The following is a 23,086-nucleotide window of genomic DNA, read 5'->3' on the forward strand; positions in this document are numbered from 1 at the left end:
TGAGTACAAAGCACACCCCGGGAACGCGTTGTCAATCAGGACAGCTTTAATGCAGCACGTATCTGCTTCAGGAAATCCTGGTCGGGTTTCGCGCCGAGTTGAGTACTGCTGGCGATGATCCTGCCAGTCGCGTCAAGTAGCACAATGCGGGTGCTATGGTTGATTTCACCATCTCCCAGCACGCGATATTTAACGCCGAGCGCGGATGCTATGGCTCGGGTATGTGCATCGTTGTCGCTGATGGAAAGCCGGAACACCTTTTTGTCCAGATGGTGAGATTCGCCCAGCCTGGCTAGCGTCGCAGGCGTATCCTGGGTTGGGTTCAGACTGATCATCAACACGGTCAGTTTGTTATCCCGAGGCTGTACCGCGGCAATCGTTCTCTGCAAATTTTCCAGCACGATGGGGCAGGCGGTATTGCAATCGCCATAGAACATCGTGACCAGAACCAGATGTCCGGCCAGATCACGCAATTTAAAATGTTTGCCTTGCGAGTCGGTGAGTGGCATGGATAGCCAGTAGAGCGAGTCTGCAGGCAGCGTCCTGGCTGTATCAGTGGTGCCTGCCGCCTGTGCCATTAAGGAACAGGGCATGGCAACGATTAAGGTTACTGCCAGTAGCACTCGTTTCAGTACTTTGCCTGCATTCATGACGTTTTTCCTTGTTTGCTTGCAACAGGATCGCGAACACACCGGAATCCGAGATACCGGCCAGTCTGATTACCTTCCATTGCGGCCAGCAGGGCCAGCCGCATCAGCACCGCATAATTTCTCCGATCACCAAGCGACAAAGCCGCACCACCGCAGAATTCGAGTTTTTTTTGCTCGCCCTGGGCGCGGCTGTCGGCACTGACAAACAGGCCATTGAAGTCCTCCACCCACTCCCACACCAGTCCGTGCATATCATAAATGCCATAACGGTTAGGAGGGGTTAAACCAATCTGCTGTGGAGGCACAGTGGCGGGGTGGGCATACCAGGCAAGAATTTTGCTAAGCCATGCAGGATCATCGCGTGCATCGGTGCGGGTCTCATCCGCTGCGGCAGAAAACTCCCACTCGTACCAGAACGGGAGTCGCGCCTGTTCGCTTTCGCAAAAGGCCGTAGCTGCGTACCAGCTGACCTCGGTGACCGGCCCCGACGGATCAAGTGTGCCCGGGTCCGTCGGACCGGCCCAGTCGATAAGGTAGTCTGCTCCTGCAAACACCGTAGGAACACTGCCACGGCGCCATGCAGGATGCGCTATTACAAAGTCGCGATATTCCGCATTGCTGACGGGCCGCGTTCGCAACAAAAAGGGCGCGATTTTTGCTGGCTCCGTTTTCCCGTCCACCGGCAATACACTGCGGAATTCACCACCCGGCAAGGCAATGTACTCTCCTGCAGTTGCACCCACCGTTAACCCCCCGTATATGAGGAAGGCGACGATGAATCGAGGTATCGCTGTCACTGTTGTTTCACCTGACGCATTTCCTTGACCTGCGCCGGGGTGAGAATGGCTTTGCCGTTGTTCATGTGGACGCTGATGTAATTGATCACCGCCGCGATATCCTCATCATTGAGGTCCTGCGGCGGCATCACCGAGTTGTAATGCTGGCCGTTGACCACCAGTTCCCCGCTACGACCATGCAACACAATGTGTGCCATTTCGTAAGGGCGTTGCTGGAAAAAGTCGGAATTCACCAAAGGTGGAAACACCGTGGCGACTCCCTTGCCATCCGCCTGGTGACAAGCAACACAAGTGCGGTCATATACTGCCTTGCCTTTGGCCAGGAGCGTATCGCTAGCTGCCGGAACGGGCGCAGCAGTGGGGGCAGGTTTCGCCAGGCTGCCGGGCAGTGGTTTGATCACGCCTTTGCTGTAGATGTCCGGTTGCTCAGCGCCGCTGACTGCCAGCAGGCCGATGGCGCCCTTGTTGAAAGCACGGGTGAGGGAATGGTCTACCAGCGTGAGATTTCCAGGTACTTTCGGCACAAACTCAACAATGGCCGATCCTCCTGCTGGCACCATCGTGGTTTGTACATTTTCCTGATAGTGTGTACCGCCCTCGGTATAAACCTTGTCGAAAATGGCCCCGATCACATGGAAGCTGGACGTGATGTTAGGCCCGCCAACCCCGAAGAATAGCCGCACTTTCTCACCCGTATTCGCGGTGAGAGAGCGTGTACCCGTCAGTGCGCCGTCAGAACCGTTGAACACGACATAGGTTGGTTTTTCATCAATCGCCTTCTGTATGTCAAAAGTTTGCAGGCCTGCGGCACGATAGGCTCCGGATGTATAAAAATCACCCTGCATCACATAATATTCGCGGTCCACTTTGGACAGGCCTTCTTTGGGCTCGACCAATATCATGCCGTACATGCCGTTTGCCACGTGCATGGCAACCGGTGCAGTCGCGCAGTGATATACATACAGGCCAGACGCGAGCGCCTTGAATGTAAATATGGCTTCGTTGCCTGGAGCGATCAGGGTCTGCGCAGCACCGCCGCCCGGGCCGCTGACTGCATGCAGATCGATATTGTGCGGCAGTTTATTGCCGGGAAGATTTTTTAAGTGTAATTCCACACTATCGCCCTCGCGTACCCGGATCATCTTCCCTGGCACAGTGCCACCAAAAGTCCAAAAGGTATAACGGGTTCCCGGGGCGATTTCCTTTTCGACTTCCTCTATGGTCAGATCCACGACCACTCGCGCAGGCGTCTTGCGTGTGATTTGCGGCGGCACTGCTGGTGGCGCGACCAGCTTCTCCTTGATGATCGGCAACGCGACTTCGGTTGTGGCAAAGACATTGGCTGAAGGCAATGTGAGCATGGCCCAGGTAATTGCCATGATGGTGCTTGCAAGCTTGTATTTGGCTCTCATGAATATTCTCCCCTTGGATGGCAAGCCCACTCTATGTGCTGCAGGGGAGGATTTCCTTGATTTTCATCAAGGAATTTCAAAAAAACGGGAGGAATTTTCTTATAACGAAACTGCGCACCCTGGGCAGGGTACGTGCGATATCGCACAGACCGTACCGCGTTTAGCGGTTATTATTTAATTACTCTCTTCTCGAACATACCGCTTCCGGCTGAGTCTGCGTGGCAGTGTTGTCGCCACACGCATTCATCTCAATTGCGCCAGAAATCGGGGGCGTACTGAAGTGCGCAGCCGGGCAATCGATTCTGTTGCAAAAATTATTGGTATTACCAAATTGAAAAATCGTAGCAGCGTTTTCTCCGGCCTCGTGCATCAAATAAAAACACGCCTGGGCGAACGCGCCACGCAACAAATTTATCCCAACGAAGAACCTCCGCTACGCTCTGAATTGTTCAGTGCCGATCAGATGGAACAGCACGGCAAAAAACTGGCGGCCATGCACAGACTGACTTCGGTACGTGCCCCCAACCCATTACTGGCACGACTCGCAGCCAATGAAGAGGTTCTGGTCAACGTGAGCAGTCTGCTGACTGCGGCGGTTGCGGCAAAACGCCGCATTACGCCGGCAGGGGAATGGCTGCTGGATAACTTCTACTTGATCGAAGAACAGATCCGTACGGCCAAGCGCCATTTGCCCAAGGCTTACAGTCGGGAACTGCCGCGTCTCGTGGCCACCGGGCTGCCACGCGTCTATGCCATCGCGCTGGAGGCTATTTCACATGGTGATGGCAGGGTGGACCGCGGGGGATTCAGCCGTTTTGTAGCGGCTTATCAAACGATCGCGCCACTTGACCTGGGCGAATTGTGGGCAATTCCGATCATGCTGAGACTGGCTTTGATCGAGAATCTTCGGCGTGTCGCCGTGCGCATCGCTGCCGGCAGAGTCGAGCGCAATCTGGCCGACGCCTGGGTAGATCAGATGATTCTGATTGCGGAAACGGACCCCAAAAGCCTTATTCTGCTGACCGCCGACATGGCGCGATCCAATCCCCCCATGACCACGCCGTTCGTTTCCGAATTTGCGCGTCGCCTGCAAGGGCAAGGTGCCGCGCTGGCGCTGCCGCTGACCTGGATAGAGCAGCGACTTGCTGAATCAAACCTGACTATCGAACAGCTCATCCAGACCGGAAACCAGCAGCAAGCCACCGATCAAGTGTCAATCAGCAACAGCATTGGCAGCCTGCGTTTCCTCGGCGCTGCAGACTGGCGTCAGTTCGTGGAATCCATGAGTGTGGTGGAACAATTGTTACGTAATGATCCGGCGGAGGCCTACGCCGGGATGGATTTCGCGACGCGCGACCGTTATCGCCATCAGGTTGAGAAAATTGCCAGGCATTGCACTTTGTCAGAGGGCGAGGTGGCGAAGCAGGCGATCCAGTTGGCAGGCACGGCAGCCGCCAGCAAAGGCAACGATGATCGTACCGCACATGTGGGGTTTTACCTGATCGGCGAGGGCTGTGTGGAACTCGAGACGAGGGTAGCGTCGCGCCCCGGCTTCTTTGCGCCATTGCACAGAATCGGGCGCCGTTTTCCGTTGCCGCTGTATCTCGGGACCATCGCACTGATTTCGCTGTCGCTCGCCGGCGCACTGGCGCTGTTCGCTTACGCCAGCGGCATCCCCACCTGGCTGCTGATACTGGTCGATATCGCTGCGCTGGTATCTGCCAGCCAGATGGCAGTGGCACTGGTGAACTGGCTGGCAACCTTGCTGGCTTCGCCCAATCCATTGCCCAGGATGGATTTCTCCCTGGGTATTCCTCCTGCATTCCGCACGCTGGTCGTCGTCCCTACCATGCTGACCAGCGAGTCCGGTATCGAGGCTTTGATCGAAGCGCTGGAAGTGCGTTTCCTGGCCAATCGGGATGCCCAACTGCTGTTCGGCCTGCTCACCGATTTTCCTGATGCGCACCAGGAAACGCTACCTGGAGACGCGCCGCTGCTGCTACTGGCGCAGACTAGAATTGACGAACTGAACCAGAAATACGGCAGCGCAGCGGGCGCCGACACCTTCTTCCTGTTTCACCGCCCGCGCCGCTGGAACCCGCAGGAAAAGCTGTGGATGGGATATGAACGCAAGCGCGGCAAGCTGGCGGAGCTGAATTCCCTATTGCGTGGTGGGGCGGCAGATTGTTTCGCGCAGATCGTCGGTCAGCTTGCTGCCCTGTCGGGAGTACGCTACGTCATCACTCTGGATACGGACACGCAACTCCCGCGCGATGCCGCATGTCAACTGGTGGGCGCGATGGCGCACCCGCTGAATCGCCCGCACTACGATGAATGCAAACAACGCGTCACCACCGGATACGGCATTATGCAGCCGCGCGTAAGCGTGAGCCTGCCCGGTGCGAATCGCTCGCACTATGCCCGGTTGCACGGCGGTGAAGCCGGTATCGACCCATACACGCGCGCGGTCTCCGACGTTTATCAGGATGTGTTCCACGAGGGATCTTTCATTGGCAAGGGAATCTACGATGTGGATGCCTTTGAGCGCTCATTGAGTGGCCGCTTCCCGGAAAACACGATACTCAGCCATGACCTGCTGGAAGGTTGTTACGCGCGCTCCGGCCTGCTCAGCGATGTGCAGTTGTATGAGGACTATCCGGCGCGTTACAGCGCGGACATGGATCGTCGTCATCGCTGGATTCGCGGCGACTGGCAGCTGCTTGAATGGTTATTGCCGAGCGTGCCGGGGTTGGACGCCAGACGCCAGAAAAATCCGCTGTCCTGGCTGTCGCAATGGAAGTTGTTCGATAACCTGCGGCGCAGTCTCGCGCCTGCCGCATTGACCCTATTGTTGTTGCTTGGCTGGACGCTGGTTGCACCTGCCTGGTTGTGGACCGTGGTGGTGATCACCATTCTGCTGGTTCCGTCCCTGGGCGCTGCCATGGTGGAGATGTTTCGCAAACCGGCAGACGTGTTGCTGAAACAACATCTCAGCGCCGCAATCCGTTCCCTGGGCAGACATCTGGTACAGGCGCTGTTGGCGCTTGCCTGGCTGCCTTACGAGGCGTTTATCAGTCTGGATGCGATCCTGCGCACGCTCTGGCGCATGCTGGTGACGCATCACCGGCGCCTCGAATGGACGCCATCCGGCACACCGGTAGTTGCAGCTCGCACAGACATGGCCAGCCAGTATCGAGCAATGTGGATTGCGCCATTGCTGGCCGCAGCGACGGTCATCTACCTTGCTCAGGTGTCGCCGGCTGTACTGCTGGTCGCAGGGCCCATCCTGCTGCTGTGGCTGGCTTCACCCGCGATCGCCTGGTGGGTCAGCACGCCCCTTGCGCGCCGCGAAGCAAAACTGACGGCCGGGCAGACGCGCTTTCTCAAGAAAATATCACGCAAGACCTGGGCGTTTTTTGAAACCTTCGTCGGGCCGGAAGACCATTGGCTGCCGCCGGATAACTATCAGGAGTATCGCGGGGCCGCGCTGGCGCATCGCACCTCGCCGACCAACATGGGGCTGGCCCTGCTGGCGAATCTGACCGCGTACGATTTTGGCTACATCCCGGCCGGAATACTCATCGAGCGCAGTGCGAACACCCTGCACACCATGCAAGGCATGGAACGGCATCGCGGGCATTTCTATAACTGGTACGACACGCTGTCGTTGAAACCGCTGCATCCCATCTACATTTCCGCAGTGGACAGCGGCAATCTTGCCGGTCATCTGATGACGCTGCGCCCGGGTCTGCTGGCACTACCTGACGACAGAATTGTGGGAGCGCGCTGGTTCGACGGATTGCACGACACGCTGGCGGTTTTGATGGACGCGACGCACGGCGCTACTTCGACCGCGCTCACCCGCCTGCAGGCGGAGATCGAATCGGCATGCGCCTCCCGGCCAGCCACGCTGGCAGCAGCGCAGTCGAAGCTGGCGCAACTGGCGGCAAGTGCCGAGACGGTCGGCGCCAGCCTGGATGCCGACCTGGCCCAGAATGATCACGCCGCAACAACCGCGGCGGGCCAACGACGCGCCGTAACGGACGCGTACCAGGAGGCTCGGGAGAATGCTGCACACCCTCCGGCCCTGGATCACGCCTGTGCGGTGATTTCCGAACTGACCTCCGAGTCGGATGCGTGCTGGTGGGCGCATACGCTTGCCCGCCAATGCCGCAGCACCCTGGAAGAGTTGAATTTTCTCGCTCCCTGGCTAAGCCTGCCGGCCGCACCGGGCGGTCTTGGCGACTTGCCCGGTATCAGCGGGATACCGACGCTGCGCGAACTGGCAGGGCTCAGCCAGCGATTGCAGCCAGTCATCGAACAACGCCTGACTGCCGCTCTGACAGCCGAGGAACGCGAATGGCTCGAAGCCCTGCAACGCAGCATTACCCAGGCCAGCCAGCGTGCGGATGAGCGCATTGAGACCATCGAGCGCCTGGCATTGCAATCCGGCGAGTTCGCGCGCATGGAATATGAATTCCTGTATGACAAATCGCGCCGTTTGCTGGCGATCGGCTACAACGTGGATGAACTGCGGCGCGACACGAGTTACTACGACCTGCTGGCTTCGGAAGCGCGCTTGTGCAATTTCGTCGCGATTGCGCAAGGACAGCTGCCGCAGGAAAGCTGGTTTGCGCTGGGGCGTCTGCTCACCAGCGCCGGCGGCGAACCGACTCTGCTGTCGTGGAGCGGCTCGATGTTCGAGTACCTGATGCCGCTGCTGGTGATGCCCACCTTTGATAACACCCTGATCGATCAGACTTACAAGGCTGCGGTGGAGAGGCAGATCGACTACGGGAAACAGCGCGGGGTGCCGTGGGGTATGTCGGAGTCCGGCTACAACACGGTCGACGTTCATCTCAATTACCAGTACCGCGTATTCGGGGTACCGGGCCTGGGTCTCAAACGCGGACTCGCCGCGGACCTGGTGGTGGCACCCTATGCTTCGGTACTTGCATTGATGGTGGCGCCGGAAGCGGCATGCCAGAATCTGCAGCAGCTCGCCGCCATAGGACTGGAAGGAAAATTCGGATTTTATGAAGCCATCGATTACACCGCGTCGCGTCAGCGGCGGGGCGAATCGAGCACCATAGTGCGATCGTTCATGGCGCATCACCAGGGCATGAGCCTGTTGTCTCTGGCCTACCTGCTGCTGGATCGTCCGATGCAGCGCCGCTTTGAATCCGATCCGCTGTTCCAGGCGACCATGCTGTTACTGCAGGAACGTATTCCCAGGGAAACCGTTTTCTTCTCCCATGCCGGCCAGCTATCCGACGTTCCCACGGCTGCCAGGGAACTGGAATTGCCGATGCGCATTCTCGCCACGCCGGACACGCCGATACCGGAAGTGCAGCTGTTGTCCAATGGCCGCTACCACGTCATGGTCACCAATGCCGGTGCGGGCTACAGCCGCTGGAAGGAACTTGCGGTCACGCGCTGGCGCGAAGACAGTACGCGCGATAACTGGGGCAGCTTCTGCTACATCCGTGATGCGGAAAGCGGAGATGTATGGTCAGCCGCCCATCAACCGACGCTCAGATCCGCACAAAAATACGAAGCCATCTTCTCCGAGGGACGCGCCGAATTTCGCCGCCGCGATCAGGACATCGATACGCATACCGAAATCGTGGTCTCGCCGGAGGATGACATCGAGCTGCGCCGGGTCAGCATTACCAACCGCTCGCGCATCCGCAGAACCATCGAGGTGACCAGCTATGCAGAAGTGGTGCTGGCCGTGCCCGCTGCGGACGCGACGCATCCGGCGTTCAGCAATCTGTTTGTGCAGACCGAAATACTCGCCGAGCACACGGCAATCCTGTGCACGCGCCGGGCGCGTTCGCGCGACGAGCAGGTGCCGTGGATGTTGCATTTGATGAGAGTGCACGGCGCCGTTAGCGGAGCCGTTTCTTATGAAACGGATCGCATGCGCTTCATCGGCCGCTGCAATACGGTGGCCAATCCCCAGTCCCTGAACGACGCGTCGGCAACGCCGGGGCAGACGGGGGATCTGTCTGGCAGTTGCGGCTCCGTACTGGATCCGGTTGCCGCCATCCGCTGCCGTATCACGCTCAATCCGGACCAGACGGCGATCATCGATATCGTGACCGGTGTTGGGGAAAGTCGTGAAGGGGCCGTCGGCCTGATCGAGAAATATCAGGATCGCCGGCTCGCCAGCCGCGCGTTCGATCTGGCCTGGACCCATAGCCAGGTCGTGTTGCGCCAGATCAACGCCAGCGAGGCAGACGCGCAATTGTACGGCCGTCTCGCCGGTTCGGTGATCTACGCCAATGCCGCGCTGCGCGCCGACGCGAGCGTGCTGCTGAGGAACCGTCGCGGCCAATCCGGCCTGTGGGGCTATGCCATTTCCGGCGATTTCCCCATTGTCCTGTTGCAGATCGGCGATGTGGCCAATCTTGATCTGGTGCGGCAACTGGTCCAGGCGCACGCGTACTGGCGCCTGAAGGGACTGGTGGTGGACCTGGTGATCTGGAATGAAGATCGCGCCGGTTACCGGCAGTTGCTGCAGGAGCAAATCATGGGGCTGGTGACTGCGGGTATCGAAGCGCATTCCATGGACCGGCCCGGTGGTATTTTTGTGCGCTCCGCAGACCAGATATCGGACGAGGATCGCATCCTGTTCCAGTCGGTGGCGCGTGCCATTATCAGCGATGCGCGGGGAACGCTGGAAGAACAGCTGAACCGTATCGTCGTCAAGGGATCCTATGTTCCGCGCCACGCTCCCACTCGAATTCATCGCCCGCATGCGGCCCCTGCCGTCACGCCCCGTGAACTGATCCTGTTCAATGGACTGGGCGGGTTCAGCCCCGACGGCAGGGAGTATGTCATCACCACCACGCGCGAGCGCGTGACGCCGGCGCCCTGGGTCAACGTGCTGGCGAATCCCGGTTTCGGCACGGTCATTTCCGAAAACGGCATGGCTTACACCTGGGGCGAGAATGCCCACGAATTCCGTCTTACACCCTGGCAGAACGATCCGGTGAGCGATGCCGGCGGCGAAGCCTTCTATCTGCGTGACGAGGAAAGCGGCCATTTCTGGTCGCCGACACCGCTGCCCGCGCGCGGTTCGGGCACCTACGTCAGCCGCCATGGGTTCGGCTACAGCGTGTTCGCGTATGGCGAGGATGGCATTTCCTCGGAGCTCACGGTTTATGTGGCGCTGGATGCATCGGTCAAGTTCGCCGTGCTGAAACTGCATAACCAATCGGGCCGGCCACGCCGGCTGTCGGCGACGGGTTATGCCGAATGGGTGCTGGGCGATCTGCGCGCGAAGTCGGTGATGCACGTCACCACGGAAATCTCCCGCAACAACGGTGCGCTCTACGCCAGAAACCCGTACAACACCGAGTTCCCCGAGCGGGTCGCGTTCTTCGATGTGGATGCGGACGACGCAGTCCTGACGCTGAGCGGAGACCGTGCCGAGTTCCTCGGGCGCAACGGCACGCTGGCCAGCCCGGCGGCAATGCTGCGCGCGCGCCTGTCGGGCAAGGTGGGCGCTGCCCTCGATCCGTGCGCAGCCATTCAGGTTCAATTCGAGCTGGGCGATGGAGAGACGCGCGAGATTGTGTTCAGGCTGGGGCTTGGGCTCAATACCGCTGACGCCAATGCGCTGGTGTCGCGCTTCCGTGGCGCCAGCGTCGCGCGGACAGTGCATGACGCCGTGCAACAGCACTGGCGGCATACCCTGGGAGCGGTGCAGATCGAGACGCCGGATAAATCTCTCGACGTGCTCAGCAACGGCTGGCTGATGTATCAAACCATCGCCTGTCGCCTGTGGGCGCGTACCGGCTACTACCAGTCCGGCGGTGCGTTCGGCTTCCGCGACCAGCTGCAGGACGTCATGGCATTGATTCACACCCAGCCGCAACTGATGCGCGAGCAGTTGCTGCTGAGCGGGTCGCGCCAGTTTCCGCAGGGCGATGTGCAGCATTGGTGGCATCCGCCCGTGGGCCGCGGCGTGCGCACGCATTGTTCCGACGATTATCTGTGGTTGCCGCTGGTGGCCAGCCGTTACGTTCTGGGTACCGGCGATGCGGCGGTGCTGGATGAGCCGCTGAATTTCCTCGAAGGCCGTTTGGTCCCACCCGGCGAGGACTCATACTACGATCTGCCCGGCCAATCCGCGGACGTCGCCAGCCTGTACCAGCACTGCGTGCGCGCGCTTCAGCACGGGCTCCGCTTCGGCGATCACGGCCTGCCGCTGATGGGTTCCGGTGACTGGAACGACGGCATGAACCTGGTCGGGCTGCAGGGCAAGGGCCAAAGCGTCTGGCTCGGATTTTTCCTGTGCGAGGTGCTGAAACAGTTCGCCAAGGTCGCACGCCTGTACGGCGACCCCGACTTCGCCGCATTGTGCGATGCAGAAGCCGCCAGGCTAGGCCAGAACATCGAGAAAAATGCCTGGGATGGCGCATGGTACCGGCGCGCCTACTTTGACGATGGCACGCCGCTGGGTTCGGCCAGCAATAGCGAATGTCAGATTGATTCCATCTCGCAAAGCTGGGCCGTGCTGTCCGGTGCAGGCGATGCCCGGCGCGCGCGCAGCGCCATGGATGCCGTGTACAAGCGCCTGGTACGGCGCGATTCGGGCCTGATTCAGTTGCTCGATCCGCCCTTCGATAATTCCGAACTCGACCCCGGCTACATCCGCGGCTACGTGCCCGGCGTGCGTGAAAACGGCGGCCAGTACACCCATGGCGCGATCTGGACTGCCATGGCGTTCGCAGCCCTGGGCGACAGCCAGCGTGCATGGGAACTCACCAGCATGATCAACCCCCTCAACCATGCCCGCGATGCGGCGGGCGTGGCGACCTACAAGGTTGAACCCTACGTGATCGCAGCCGATGTGTACTCGGTGTCGCCTCATGTTGGCCGCGGCGGGTGGAGCTGGTACACGGGATCGGCGGGATGGATGTACCGGCTGATCGTGGAATCGCTGCTCGGCCTGAGGCTGGACGTGGACAAGCTGCATTTCACCCCGTGTCTGCCGGCGGCGTGGCAGTCGTTCAAAATCCACTACCGTTATCGCGAAACGGTCTACCACATCGAAGTCCTGCAAACGCATGACGGGATCGGTGCAACCAGCGTGATGCTGGATGGCACCGAGCAGCACGACAACACCCTGCCGTTGATAGACGATCAGCAAGCACACACGGTCGAAGTGAAAGTATATGCCGTACCCGGTCAGGAAAAAGACCTATACTGACTGCGGATTGAAACAGCGGCCGTATTTCACCATGTCGTGATATCGACCCATTATTGAGATTTTTTTATGGCAACCAGTGACTTGTTGCGGCATCAGAAAATTAACAGCCTCATGGCACAGCCCCCCGAAAAAGTTGCGGACGCCGCGATAGACCTTTGGGGGAAGATGGCTATCCAAATCATTTCCATCGTCGGTGAAGGGGGGTTCAATTCCCTTTACGCGCGCAGTGTATTCCTTACCCAGGCAAGCTTTCCCTGGCTCGCTCCTGCCGACCTGTCATCCCGGCAGGATCAGCGGTTTGCACAATTGAAAACCAGCCTTGCTGGACAAACGCCTGCGCAAGCCAGCGCAGCAAACAGTCTGCTGCTGATCACATTCACCGACATCCTGGCCACGTTAATAGGCGAGCCGTTGACAACCTGTATTTTACGTTCGGCCTGGGGCAATGACGCTTCGGATAGTGCCGGCAAGGAGTTCACAAATGAGTAGCAAGGTAAGCATACGGCGTCTGCCAACCGGCGTGCCGGGTCTGGACAACCTGTTGGGCGGCGGCCTGCCGGAATTCTCGTTCAACCTGATTGCCGGTACGCCGGGAAGCGGCAAAACCACGCTCGCTCACCAGATCATGTTCGCACTGGCCAACCCGGATAACCGGGCACTGTACTTCACGGTACTCGGGGAACCGGCATTGAAAATGCTGCGTTACCAGCAGCAATTCCCGTTTTTCGACATCACCAAAGTCAATCAATCGATCCGCTTCGTCAACCTGTCTGCGGATCTCCTCGGAGGCGATTTTGACCGCGTCCTGGAACGTATCGCCGAAGAAGTGAAAGACTTTACGCCGAGCCTGGTATTTGTCGATTCGTTTCGATCCGTGGTGCAGTCGGCGAAGCAGGCGGAACAGGGCGCATCCGAGCTGCAACGCTTCGTGCAGCATCTGGGCATGCAAATGACCAGCTGGCAGGCCACCACGTTCCTGATCGGCGAATATTTACTGCCGGAAGCCGAGTCCAGCCCGGTGTTTACCGTGGCGGACGGCATCCTCTGGCTGTCGCAAAATCTGCACCGCAATTCCATGGTGCGCAAGATGCAAGTGGTCAAAATGCGTGGCCAGGCCCAGGCGCCGGGCCTGCATACCTTCCGTATCAGTGATGCGGGCATTCAGGTTTTCCCGCGCGCGATCATCCAGCAGGGGGAAACGACTGGATCAGCCCTCAAGGTATCCACGGGCGAGGAACGTGTTCCGATGGGAATACCCGGCCTGGATGAAATGTTGGGCGGCGGCTTGCCCAGCGGCTATTCGCTACTGGTGGTCGGGCCATCCGGCTCCGGAAAAACCATCCTGGCGACGGAATTTCTCGCCGCAGGCGTACGCCGCGGCGAACCCGGTGTGATTGCGGCATTCGAGAAGAGCCCGAGCCAGCTGCTCAGCAGCCAGCTGCATGAGTTGGTCAAGGCGGGACAAGTGGGGGTGATCGACACCCGCGCCCTGGATTTGTCGATTGATGAAACCCTGAATGATTTGATCGCAATGATTAACCGCATGCAGGCGAAGCGTGTCGTCATCGACTCGCTGTCCGGATTCGAACTGGCACTGGCACCCGAGTTTCAGGAAGATTTTCGCGGATCGCTGTACCGGATGGTTGCCGAGCTGACCTCCATGGGGGTGACCATATTGATGACCTCCGAACTGGAAGACCGCTATACCGATTTGCGCTTCAGCCCCTTCGGGAGCGCGTTTCTCGCCGACGCCATTATCGTGCAGCGCTATATCGAAATCGCAGGCCAGTTCAAACGCGTTCTCTCGGTCGTGAAAGTCCGCGGCAGCGCGCACAGCAAGGACATTCGTTTGTTCGACATAGGCGACGCGGGCATCGTCATTGGCGCGACACTGTCTGAATATGACGGCATCATGTCGGGCCGGCCCACAGTCAGCACGTAGTCAGAACGTCTCGGTGATCAAGGAAGCCAATGAGCACAAATGACAATGATGGCGCTTTCGATATCGATGACCGAGGTCAACAGAGTGTGATTGGCCAGCCTAATGCCGGCTTGCCAAGCAGCCTGGAACAAGCGCTCTCGCGCAGGGAAAGCGCTGTTTTAGCCGATGAGGCGGCTGTTCTGAACCGCGAGAGCTCAGCCACTGCTCGCGAGGATGCTGTCCTGTTGCGCGAGGCCGCGGCTAGCCTGCGCGAGCTGGCGATCAGTACGATCGAGGCGGCCCAGACAGCATCCGACGGCCACATGCTGGCGTTGCAGCAAGCCAACGCACATCTGGTTGTTGCGACCATTGAGGCACAAAAGCTGGTCGAACAAATCGAAATAACCAAAATTCAGCTTATGAATGCCAAGCTGGTGGCGGAACAAGCCAGCCTCGCCAAATCGGCTTTTCTGTCCAGCATGAGCCATGAGTTGCGCACCCCGCTCAATGCCATTCTCGGCTTCGCCCAGTTATTGGAAGCCGGCTCACCGCCGCCATCCGACGTGCAGATGGTCAGGTTGCACCAGATCATCAAGGCGGGATGGTATCTGCTGGAACTGATCAACGAAATCCTCGATCTCGCGGTGATTGAGTCCGGCAAGCTGACGCTGTCGCGAGAACCCTTGCTGCTGATCGATGTGGTGCGTGAATGCCAAGCCATGATCGAGACACAGGCGCAACAACGCGGCATCCGGCTGGATTTTTTGCCGTTCGACCACACCTGGTTTGTCAATGCCGATCGAACCCGGCTGAAGCAGGTGCTGATCAACCTGCTTACCAACGCCATCAAATACAACCGCGAGCAGGGCACCGTCGTGGTGGCGTGCAGCGCGAGCACTCCGCAACGCCTGCGCATCAGCGTCAAGGACAGCGGCGCAGGGCTGCCTCCCGAAAAGCTGGCGCAGCTATTCCAGCCGTTCAATCGTCTCGGGCAGGAAAACGGCGCCGAGCAAGGAACGGGTATAGGCCTGGTGGTGACCAAGCAACTCATCGAGCTGATGGGAGGAACGATCGGCGTGGAAAGCACGGTTGGAGCGGGCAGCGAATTCTGGATTGAACTGAGCCGGGACCTTATGCCGCAATTGGCTTCCGGACAGACAATGCCTGCAGGGATTATCCAGGCTCAAGCAAACCCGGTGCTGCGCACCTTGCTCTATGTGGAAGACAATCCGGCCAATCTGATGCTGGTCGAACAAATCATTGAAAGATACCCGCATTTGCGCATGCTGAGCGCGCGCAATGGCGATCTTGGCGTTGCCCTTGCAAAGCTCCATCTCCCGGATGTCATCCTGATGGACATCAATCTGCCTGGCATCAGCGGTTTTCAAGCCGTGCATCTGCTGCGCGAAAATCCGGTCACCGCGCACATCCCGGTTATTGCCCTGAGTGCCAATGCAATGCGCCACGATATCGAGAAAGGTCTGGAGGCAGGATTCTTCCGCTATCTCACCAAGCCGATCAAACTCGACGAGTTGATGGATACGCTGAACATGGCGCTGGGGCTTGCAGAATCCGGATTTGATGGTGCGATTACCCGGGTATTTCCATGATCTTTTCCGGCATCAGTATTCTGGACCATCCGGGCGCTGCGCTGCAATGGCCGGAGCAAGCCCTAACGGCCTTTGCAGCCTTGCCTCTGCATGACAACGGAGCGCGGCAATGAACAGTAACGACAATGATGGTGCTTCCGGTACCGATGACCCGGGCCAACCCGGCATGGGCAGTCAGGGCAAAGGCTACCAGCAGGTTGTCCGCGGAGCCGACAGGCGGCGCAGGGATAGCGCTGTCATGGGCGATGCGGCGGTTGTTTTAAGCCGCGAGAAATCAGCCACGGTACGAGAAGATGCGGCCGACTCGCGCGAGCACGCCGCCGATTTGCGTGAAGAAGCCGCCCATCAGCGCGAGGGGTCGGTGCAGACGCGCGAAGGAGAAGCCCATGAACGGGAAGGCGCGGCCACCGCGCGCGAACGGGAAATTCGCGCCGCAGCCACGCGCGAGGCTGCGTCCGGCGATCGGATGCTCCGCCTGCAGCAGGCTAACGCACACCTGGTCATCGCCAGCATTGAAGCGCAAAAACTGACCGAACAGGTCAGGGCTGCCAAAGTTGAACTGGACCATTTGGCCCATCACGATGTACTCACTGACCTGCCGAATCGACTACTGCTGCAAGACCGGCTGAGCCAGGCGATCGAGTTGGCTCGCCGCCAGCGCACGCAGCTTGCGGTGATGTTCATGGACCTGGATCAATTCAAGCATATCAACGACTCCCTGGGTCACAGTATTGGCGACCAGCTGCTGCAATCGGTGGCGCAACGCCTGGTGGCTTGTGTGCGACAGTCGGACACCGTCAGTCGCCAGGGAGGCGATGAATTCGTGTTGTTGCTCCCCCATATTGAGCATGCAGAAGACGCGGCGCTGTCTGCCCAAAAGCTGCTCGCAGCGCTCGTTGCGCCGCATCGCATCGACCAGCACGATCTCCATATCAGCGTGAGTATCGGTATCAGCATCTACCCCGACGATGGTCAGGATGCGGAAACCCTGATCAAGAACGCAGACACCGCGATGTACCATGCCAAGGAATATGGACGCAACAATTACAAATTCTTCGAACAGAGTATGAATGCCCGGGCGGTCCTGCGCCAATCGGTCGAAGCAAGCCTGCGCCGTGCGCTGGAACGGCAGGAATTTGTATTGCACTATCAACCGAAAATCAATCTTCACAGCGGCACGATAGTCGGTGTCGAAGCGCTCATTCGCTGGCAGCATCCGGAACTCGGTCTGCTACTGCCGGCGCACTTTGTGCCCATCGCCGAAGAGTGCGGCCTGATCCTGCCGATAGGCCGCTGGGTGCTGCGCACGGCCTGTCTGCAGGCGCAAGCCTGGAGACAGGCCGGCTTGCCCCCGATCATCATTGCCGTCAATACCTCCGCACTCGAGTTTCGCGCCAAGGACTTTCTCGAGTATTTACGTACAGTCCTCGCAGAGACGGGCTTGAATCCGGCTTGTCTGGAGCTTGAACTGACCGAAAGCGTCTTAATGCATGATGTCGAGTTCAGCAATGCTGTGCTGCCGGCGATCGCAGATTTGGGCGTAATGCTTGCCGTAGATGACTTCGGCACCGGCTATTCCAGCCTCAGTTACCTTAAGCTGTTTCCGATCGACACCCTGAAGATCGACCAGTCATTCGTGAACCAGATAACCACCAACCCGGACGATGCCACCATCGTCAGTGCCGTGATCGGCATGGGTAAAAGTCTCAGGCTGCGTGTCATCGCAGAAGGAGTGGAAACGCCCGAACAGTACGCATTCCTGCTGACCCAGCAGTGCGATGTTGGTCAAGGATATTATTTCAGCCATCCGATGACCGCTGAAGCGATTGCCACGTTGCTGCATACCGGTATATCAATCACTTTTCCCAATTAATATCCAAGGCACTTCCCATCCAGAGCGGTTCGCGATCTGCGCCGCGCAGGGAGCTGATGTAACCGTTGCCGTATTTCAATGCGTGCCTATGGCAGGGATGTTGCACAGCGCGCCACACCGACTCGCTATTTCGTATAACGAGGCGGTCAGATCTGAAGGCATTCTTGACGATCATGATATTGCAGGCTGGCCTCTCACACGTCCGGTTCTCGACCATTGCTACCGGTGGCAACCAGCGGTCCAAGGGGCGGTAGCGAACCCTCACCGGCTATAGGTGCGGGAATCATCCTGAGCGCCAGATTTTCTGCAACGTGACTGCGTGCTTTTGACCCAGTCTGCCATCGGCGTCAGCGAAGAGACGAAGACAGTTCAGTGGCGCATAGCCTGTTTAGGCTTGTCCGACGCCTGCCCGCTGGGCTCGGGCGCGTACAGACAGTCCCGTCGGTTAAGGGATGGCATCGTACAACCCTTAACAAGGCAGACCTTCGCAAAATTTTATGTTTTTTATTTTATTGCAAGGTGTATAAATAGCGGTTTCATCCGACAGTATGTTTACATGACAATCGAGCCAAAAACAAAATTTCCGAATGGCGACAAGCCAGTTAAGTCCTTGACCAACGTGTTGATCCAAAGCGAACGCGTCAGGGACATGGTGGAAGAAGCTGCCGAAGAGTTATCATCGGTCAATACGGTTCTCAAGCAAGAGCTTGCAGATCGAGGTTCACTGCCTGAGATTGAAAATGCCATTCAAAAAAGCGAGACGGTTGAAATCAAAGTGCAAGATGCTGCTGAAGAGTTGTCGGCAGTGAATCAGGCATTAGAAAATGAGGTCAATGAGCGGCACTTGCTAGAACATCAATTGGCTGCCGCTGAAAAGCTTGAAAAAGCTGCTCGCCATGTCTCATTTCACGATCCTTTAACTGGCCTACCCAACCGAGTGCTGTTTAATGATCGGCTAGAACATGGTTTGGCCCAGGCAAAACGGCATAACTGGACATTGGCTGTGATGTTCTTGGATCTGAATGGTTTCAAAGGCATCAATGATACATACGGACATGACACTGGCGACAGCGTATTACGGACCATATCGGAACGGCTCAAGGAAAATACGCGTGATGACGACACAGTCTGCCGTCACGGGGGAGATGAATTTTTGTACCTGCTAATGGAGGTTCGTGATGAACGAGATATCAGTTTGATTGCGCAAAATATCCTCAAGGAGATTCAAGTGCCATGTGACGTCGGTGGACTTAAACTCATTATAAGCGCCAGTATTGGGATATCTATTTTTCCGAAAGATGGTACCACTGCGGATAGTTTGATCAAGAAAGCAGACAGGGCGATGTACCTCGCGAAAAGTACGAGATCCTTTTATGCATTTGCACAATAATTCCAAATAATTCCACTTTATTGCGGTTCTGAAAACGCACTCAGAGATTCTCCAGAATTTTCCGGTTGATTCTATAGGAGAGTTGCTCACAGATTCGACTGGAACATCCGCTTCGGAGAAAACTTCAGTTCCTGGCTAAGCGGAGACGTTCAGCGAACAATGGTCGGGTAGGCACGAGTACTCCCCGCAAAAATCGTGACCAGCCCGCCGCCAAGAAATAGCCCTAAATCCCGCGCAGCAACTCGTTAATCCCCACCTTGCTGCGGGTCTTTTCATCCACCTTCTTCACGATCACCGCGCAGTAGAGGCTGTAGCTGCCGTCCTTGGAGGGCAGGTTGCCGCTGACCACGACGGAGCCGGCGGGGACGCGGCCGTACATGACTTCGCCGGTTTCGCGGTCGTAGATCTTGGTGCTCTGGCCGATGTACACGCCCATGGAAATCACCACGTTGTCTTCGACGATGACGCCTTCGACCACTTCGGAGCGCGCGCCGATGAAGCAGTTGTCGCCGATGATGGTGGGGTTGGCCTGCACCGGCTCGAGCACGCCGCCGATGCCGACGCCGCCGGACAGGTGGACGTTCTTGCCGATCTGGGCGCAGGAGCCGACGGTGGCCCAGGTGTCGACCATGGTGCCTTCATCGACATACGCGCCGATGTTGACGTAGGAGGGCATCAGCACGACGTTTTTGCCGATGAATGAGCCGCGCCGCGCAGCTGCGGGTGGCACCACGCGGAAACCGCCGTCGCGGAAGTCGCGGCTGTTGTAGTCGGCGAACTTGGACGGCACCTTGTCGAAATAGTTGGTGAAGCCGCCCTTGATGAAGTAGTTGTCTTCCAGGCGGAACGACAGCAGCACGGCTTTTTTCAGCCACTGGTGGGTGACCCATTCGCCGTTTTCCTTGCTGGCGACGCGCAAACGGCCCTTGTCGAGCTCTTCAATCACGTGGGCGACGGCGTCCTTGAGTTTGGCATCGGCGTTGCGCGGGTTGATGTCGGCACGGCGCTCGAAGGCTTCTTCTATGAGTTGCTGTATTTCGGTCATTTTTGTTTCCTTTTAATTGGTTGAGGTGTGTTGTTCGAGTAGTTGATGAATTCTTTGCGCAGCGTCCACGCACTCGGCCAGCGCAGCGACCAGGGCAATGCGGATAAAGCCCTTGCCCGGATTCACCCCGGCAAAATCGCGTGCCAGATACGAGCCCGGCAGCACCGTGACATGGTAATCGCGGTACAGGTCGCGGGCGAAGGCGGTGTCGTCGCCACCCGGCACCTGTGCCCAAAGGTAGAACGCGGCGTCGGGCATCGGCGCCGGCATCACTTGCGCCAACAGCGGTTGCACGGCGGCAAATTTTTCCGCGTACAGGCGGCGGTTCTCGATTACATGCGCCTCGTCGTTCCACGCCGCGACGCTGGCCATCTGGATGGTCGGCGACATCGCCGAGCCGTGGTAGGTGCGATAGAGCTGGAATTTGGCGAGCAGCGCCGCATCGCCCGCGACAAAGCCGGAACGCATGCCGGGCACGTTGGAGCGTTTGGACAGGCTGGAGAACACCACCAGATTCCTGTAGTCGCTGCGCCCCAGTTGCTGCGCGGCCTGCAGCGCGCCCAGCGGGGGCAGGGTTTCGTCAAAGTAGATTTCCGAATAACACTCGTCAGCGGCGATAATGAAACCGTGGCGGTCGGACAATTCGAACAGCTCGCGCCAATCGTCCAGGTCCATCACGCGGCCGGTGGGATTGTCGGGCGAGCATACATAGACCAGCTGGGTACTTGCCAGCACAGTTTCCGGCACGCTGGCAAAATCCATGCGGTAATCATTTTCCGGTAGTGTCGGCAGGTAATGCGGTTGCGCGCCCGCCAGCAATGCCGCGCCTTCGTAAATCTGGTAAAACGGGTTGGGCGAAATTACCACCGGGCTGGCAAAGCACGGGTTGATCACCGTCTGCGCAAACGCAAACAGCGCCTCGCGGCTGCCGTTCACCGGCAACACCTGGGTGCCGGCATCGGGCGCGGGAATGCCGTAACGACGGGCGATCCAGGCGGAAATCGCGTGGCGCAAAGCTTCCACGCCCGCGGTGAGCGGGTAGCTCGCCAGTCCATCCAGGTTGGCAATCAGCGCATCCTTGATAAACTGCGGCGTGGCATGCTTGGGCTCGCCGATGGAAAGATTGACCGGCGTATATTGCGGGTTCGGCGCGATGCCGTTGAACAGCTCGCGCAATTTTTGGAACGGATAAGGCTGGAGGCGGTCGAGGTATGGGTTCATGGCCGCAAACGATGGAAAAAGCGTAATTATAATGCAGCATACAACCAAGCACCCAAACAAAAACTCGGTTTTACCCGTTCTCGCGTTGCTTGCCAGCGCCACTTTGTGGGGATTGATCTGGTACCCCTATCGTCTGCTGAGCGAGGCGGGGGTGTCCGGCCTGATGGCGTCCTTCATCACTTACGGGCTGGCGCTGCTGATCGGTGTGCCATTTTATTTCAGGGCCTTGCGCACCTTGCGCGGCAGCATGGGGTTATGGCTGGCGATAGTGTTCAGTTCGGGCTGGACCAATATCGCGTATGTGCTGGCAGTCATCGACGGCGAGATCATGCGCGTGATGCTGCTGTTTTACCTGGCCCCTTTGTGGACCATCGTATTCTCACGGTTGATTCTGGGCGAGCGTCTGGGGCGCGTGGGTTACCTGATCATGCTGCTGTCGCTGGGGGGTGCCGTGATCATGCTCTGGCAGCCGGACGGGCGCTTGCCGCTGCCGGCGAATTGGGCAGAATGGATGGGGCTCTCCGCCGGTTTCAGTTTTGCTCTGACCAATGTGTTGTCGCGCCGCGCCAGCCATATCAGCATCGAGGCCAAATCGCTCGGCGTATGGCTGGGTGCAACCCTGATTTCGTTGCCGCTGCTGTTGCTCAAGCCGGATTCTTTTGCCGGCTTGACGCACCTGGGCCCGATGATCTGGGGCGGCCTGGTACTGGTCGCTTTTGCCATGCTGGGCGTCACGTTGTTGATTCAGTATGGATTGATGCACGTGGCAGCCAACCGCGCCATTGTGATTCTGCTGTTTGAACTGGTGGTCGCGGCGCTGTCTGCCTATTTTCTGGCGGGCGAATTGCTGCACGGCAAGGAATGGCTGGGCGCCGCGATGATTGTGGTCGCCAGCCTGTTTTCCGGCCACATGGAACACAAGGAAGAAACGGCATGACGATGGTTACGCGCTTGCTGCATGCGTCGCTACTGGTCGATGACCTGAGCGGCGCTCGGGATTTTTACGAAGGTGTGCTGGGGCTGAGCGCCAGTCCTCAGCGCCCGGAAATGAGTTTTGCAGGGGTCTGGTACGACATCGGTGCATGTCAGATACATTTAATCTGCCTGCCCAACCCCGAGGCAGGCCTGACGCGCCCCGAACATGGCGGGCGCGACCGCCATATCGCGCTTGCCGTCACCGACATTTCCCAACTCAAGGCACGCCTCGACAATGCCGGTGTGGCCTACACCATTAGTCAGTCCGGCCGGTCCGCGCTGTTTTGCCGCGACCCGGATGGCAATGCGCTGGAGTTTGTCGAGAGCTGAGTCTCAGTGCGCGGCGATTTCCTGTTTATGCGCCATATTGATTTTGGCCAGCAGTCTGGTTGCTTCATCGCGACGCCCGCTATCGGCATCTTCACGGCCCGCGCGCGGCGGGGTTTGCAAAACCAGATGCAGATGAGAAATAGCCTGGGCATATTCGCCTTGATCGGCCAAAAAATCGGCGTAGAAATAATTCGCATCGATGCTGCCCGGATCAATTTTTAACGCCTTTTTCAGGTACTTGCGGGCTTTAACCTTGTCGCCGAAGGAAATTGGCCAACCCGGTACCTTGGCGTACAAACTCCCCAGGCATGTATAAACAGCGCCATCCAGTGCCTGCGGGTTGATTTTTTCTGCATGCAGCAGCAAGTCACGGGCTTGCCTCACTTTGATCAGCGCATCCACACCGCCTTCGACTGCGGCTGTGCTGGACAGGATCAGGGCGTCCATGATCATGGCTTCGGGTGCATCGGGATAGGTCTCGAGCAGGCTGTTTGCCTGACTGATGAGCGGCTGGAATGCGGCTGCCCGTGCCTTTTTCGGCGTTTGATAATTGACTTTGGCCCAACCATGACTCAGCGCGTCAATGGCGTTCATCAGGCTGGCGTCGCTGGCAAGGGCAGGAGACGCCATGCCAGACAA

General features: G+C 58.4%; 15 protein-coding genes. 9 read left to right on the plus strand and 6 right to left on the minus strand.

The genetic code is table 11. From position 1 onward, the window contains the following. Positions 1–35 precede the first annotated feature (35 nt). Genes ACFDAU_RS08315 through nirK form a run of 3 tightly spaced genes read right to left on the minus strand, consistent with a single transcriptional unit; the run spans position 36 to position 2,826 of the window. Positions 36–650 (minus strand): SCO family protein, encoded by a 615-nt coding sequence (locus tag ACFDAU_RS08315; RefSeq protein ID WP_413436474.1) that lies wholly within the window; start codon positions 648–650, stop codon positions 36–38. Beyond that, positions 647–1,447 carry a formylglycine-generating enzyme family protein gene (locus ACFDAU_RS08320; protein WP_413436475.1) on the minus strand — a complete coding sequence of 267 codons (801 nt, stop codon included), beginning with the start codon at positions 1,445–1,447 and terminating at the stop codon, positions 647–649. Before ACFDAU_RS08320 ends, ACFDAU_RS08315 begins: the two co-directional genes overlap by 4 nt. Then, on the minus strand, positions 1,444–2,826 hold the full coding sequence (gene nirK, locus ACFDAU_RS08325; RefSeq protein WP_413436476.1) for a copper-containing nitrite reductase: 1,383 nt from the start codon (positions 2,824–2,826) through the stop codon (positions 1,444–1,446). The genes ACFDAU_RS08320 and nirK overlap by 4 nt, the downstream gene beginning before the upstream one ends. On the opposite strand from nirK, the gene ACFDAU_RS08330 reads away from it, so the two are divergent. The 7 genes from ACFDAU_RS08330 (at position 2,807) to ACFDAU_RS08360 (ending at position 18,876) form a co-directional block, all read left to right on the plus strand. Next, positions 2,807–3,037, plus strand: a complete 231-nt coding sequence (locus ACFDAU_RS08330) for a hypothetical protein (RefSeq protein ID WP_413436477.1) — start codon at positions 2,807–2,809, stop codon at positions 3,035–3,037. The two genes, nirK and ACFDAU_RS08330, sit on opposite strands and share 20 nt — an antisense overlap. Positions 3,038–3,190: 153 nt before the next feature. Next, positions 3,191–12,082 carry a GH36-type glycosyl hydrolase domain-containing protein gene (locus tag ACFDAU_RS08335; RefSeq protein WP_413436478.1) on the plus strand — a complete coding sequence of 2,964 codons (8,892 nt, stop codon included), beginning with the start codon at positions 3,191–3,193 and terminating at the stop codon, positions 12,080–12,082. Positions 12,083–12,247: 165 nt separating this feature from the next. Further along, entirely contained in the window at positions 12,248–12,571 is a 324-nt protein-coding gene (locus ACFDAU_RS08340) for a hypothetical protein (RefSeq protein ID WP_413436479.1), read from the plus strand. Beyond that, positions 12,564–14,024: an RAD55 family ATPase gene (locus ACFDAU_RS08345; protein WP_413436480.1), complete on the plus strand. Its 1,461-nt coding sequence runs from the start codon at positions 12,564–12,566 to the stop codon at positions 14,022–14,024. Before ACFDAU_RS08340 ends, ACFDAU_RS08345 begins: the two co-directional genes overlap by 8 nt. A gap of 29 nt (positions 14,025–14,053) precedes the next feature. Beyond that, on the plus strand, positions 14,054–15,613 hold the full coding sequence (locus ACFDAU_RS08350) for an ATP-binding protein (RefSeq protein WP_413436481.1): 1,560 nt from the start codon (positions 14,054–14,056) through the stop codon (positions 15,611–15,613). A 109-nt stretch (positions 15,614–15,722) separates the two neighbouring features. Further along, the gene (locus tag ACFDAU_RS08355) at positions 15,723–17,486 is read left to right on the plus strand and encodes a putative bifunctional diguanylate cyclase/phosphodiesterase (protein WP_413436482.1); all 1,764 of its coding nucleotides are present in this window, start codon (positions 15,723–15,725) and stop codon (positions 17,484–17,486) included. Positions 17,487–17,805: 319 nt separating this feature from the next. Then, positions 17,806–18,876, plus strand: a complete 1,071-nt coding sequence (locus ACFDAU_RS08360; RefSeq protein WP_413436483.1) for a diguanylate cyclase domain-containing protein — start codon at positions 17,806–17,808, stop codon at positions 18,874–18,876. A 223-nt stretch (positions 18,877–19,099) separates the two neighbouring features. Here the strand turns inward: ACFDAU_RS08360 and dapD are convergent, their stop codons facing one another. Continuing rightward, positions 19,100–19,921 carry a 2,3,4,5-tetrahydropyridine-2,6-dicarboxylate N-succinyltransferase gene (gene dapD, locus ACFDAU_RS08365; RefSeq protein WP_413436484.1) on the minus strand — a complete coding sequence of 274 codons (822 nt, stop codon included), beginning with the start codon at positions 19,919–19,921 and terminating at the stop codon, positions 19,100–19,102. Between the two features lie 12 nt (positions 19,922–19,933). After that, positions 19,934–21,142: a succinyldiaminopimelate transaminase gene (gene dapC, locus ACFDAU_RS08370; RefSeq protein WP_413436485.1), complete on the minus strand. Its 1,209-nt coding sequence runs from the start codon at positions 21,140–21,142 to the stop codon at positions 19,934–19,936. 31 nt (positions 21,143–21,173) lie between these two features. Here dapC and ACFDAU_RS08375 point away from each other — a divergent pair, with 31 nt between their 5' ends. Next, positions 21,174–22,079, plus strand: coding sequence for a DMT family transporter (locus ACFDAU_RS08375; protein WP_413436486.1), 906 nt, complete (start codon positions 21,174–21,176; stop codon positions 22,077–22,079). Further along, positions 22,076–22,447, plus strand: a complete 372-nt coding sequence (locus ACFDAU_RS08380; RefSeq protein WP_413436487.1) for a VOC family protein — start codon at positions 22,076–22,078, stop codon at positions 22,445–22,447. The genes ACFDAU_RS08375 and ACFDAU_RS08380 overlap by 4 nt, the downstream gene beginning before the upstream one ends. Positions 22,448–22,450: 3 nt before the next feature. Here ACFDAU_RS08380 and ACFDAU_RS08385 read toward each other — a convergent pair whose 3' ends face one another. Continuing rightward, positions 22,451–23,077, minus strand: a complete 627-nt coding sequence (locus ACFDAU_RS08385; protein ID WP_413436488.1) for a tetratricopeptide repeat protein — start codon at positions 23,075–23,077, stop codon at positions 22,451–22,453. Positions 23,078–23,086: the final 9 nt, after the last annotated feature.

The sequence above is a fragment of the Sulfuriferula sp. GW1 genome, assembly GCF_047300855.1.
Classification (GTDB): Bacteria; Pseudomonadota; Gammaproteobacteria; order Burkholderiales; family Sulfuriferulaceae; genus Sulfuriferula.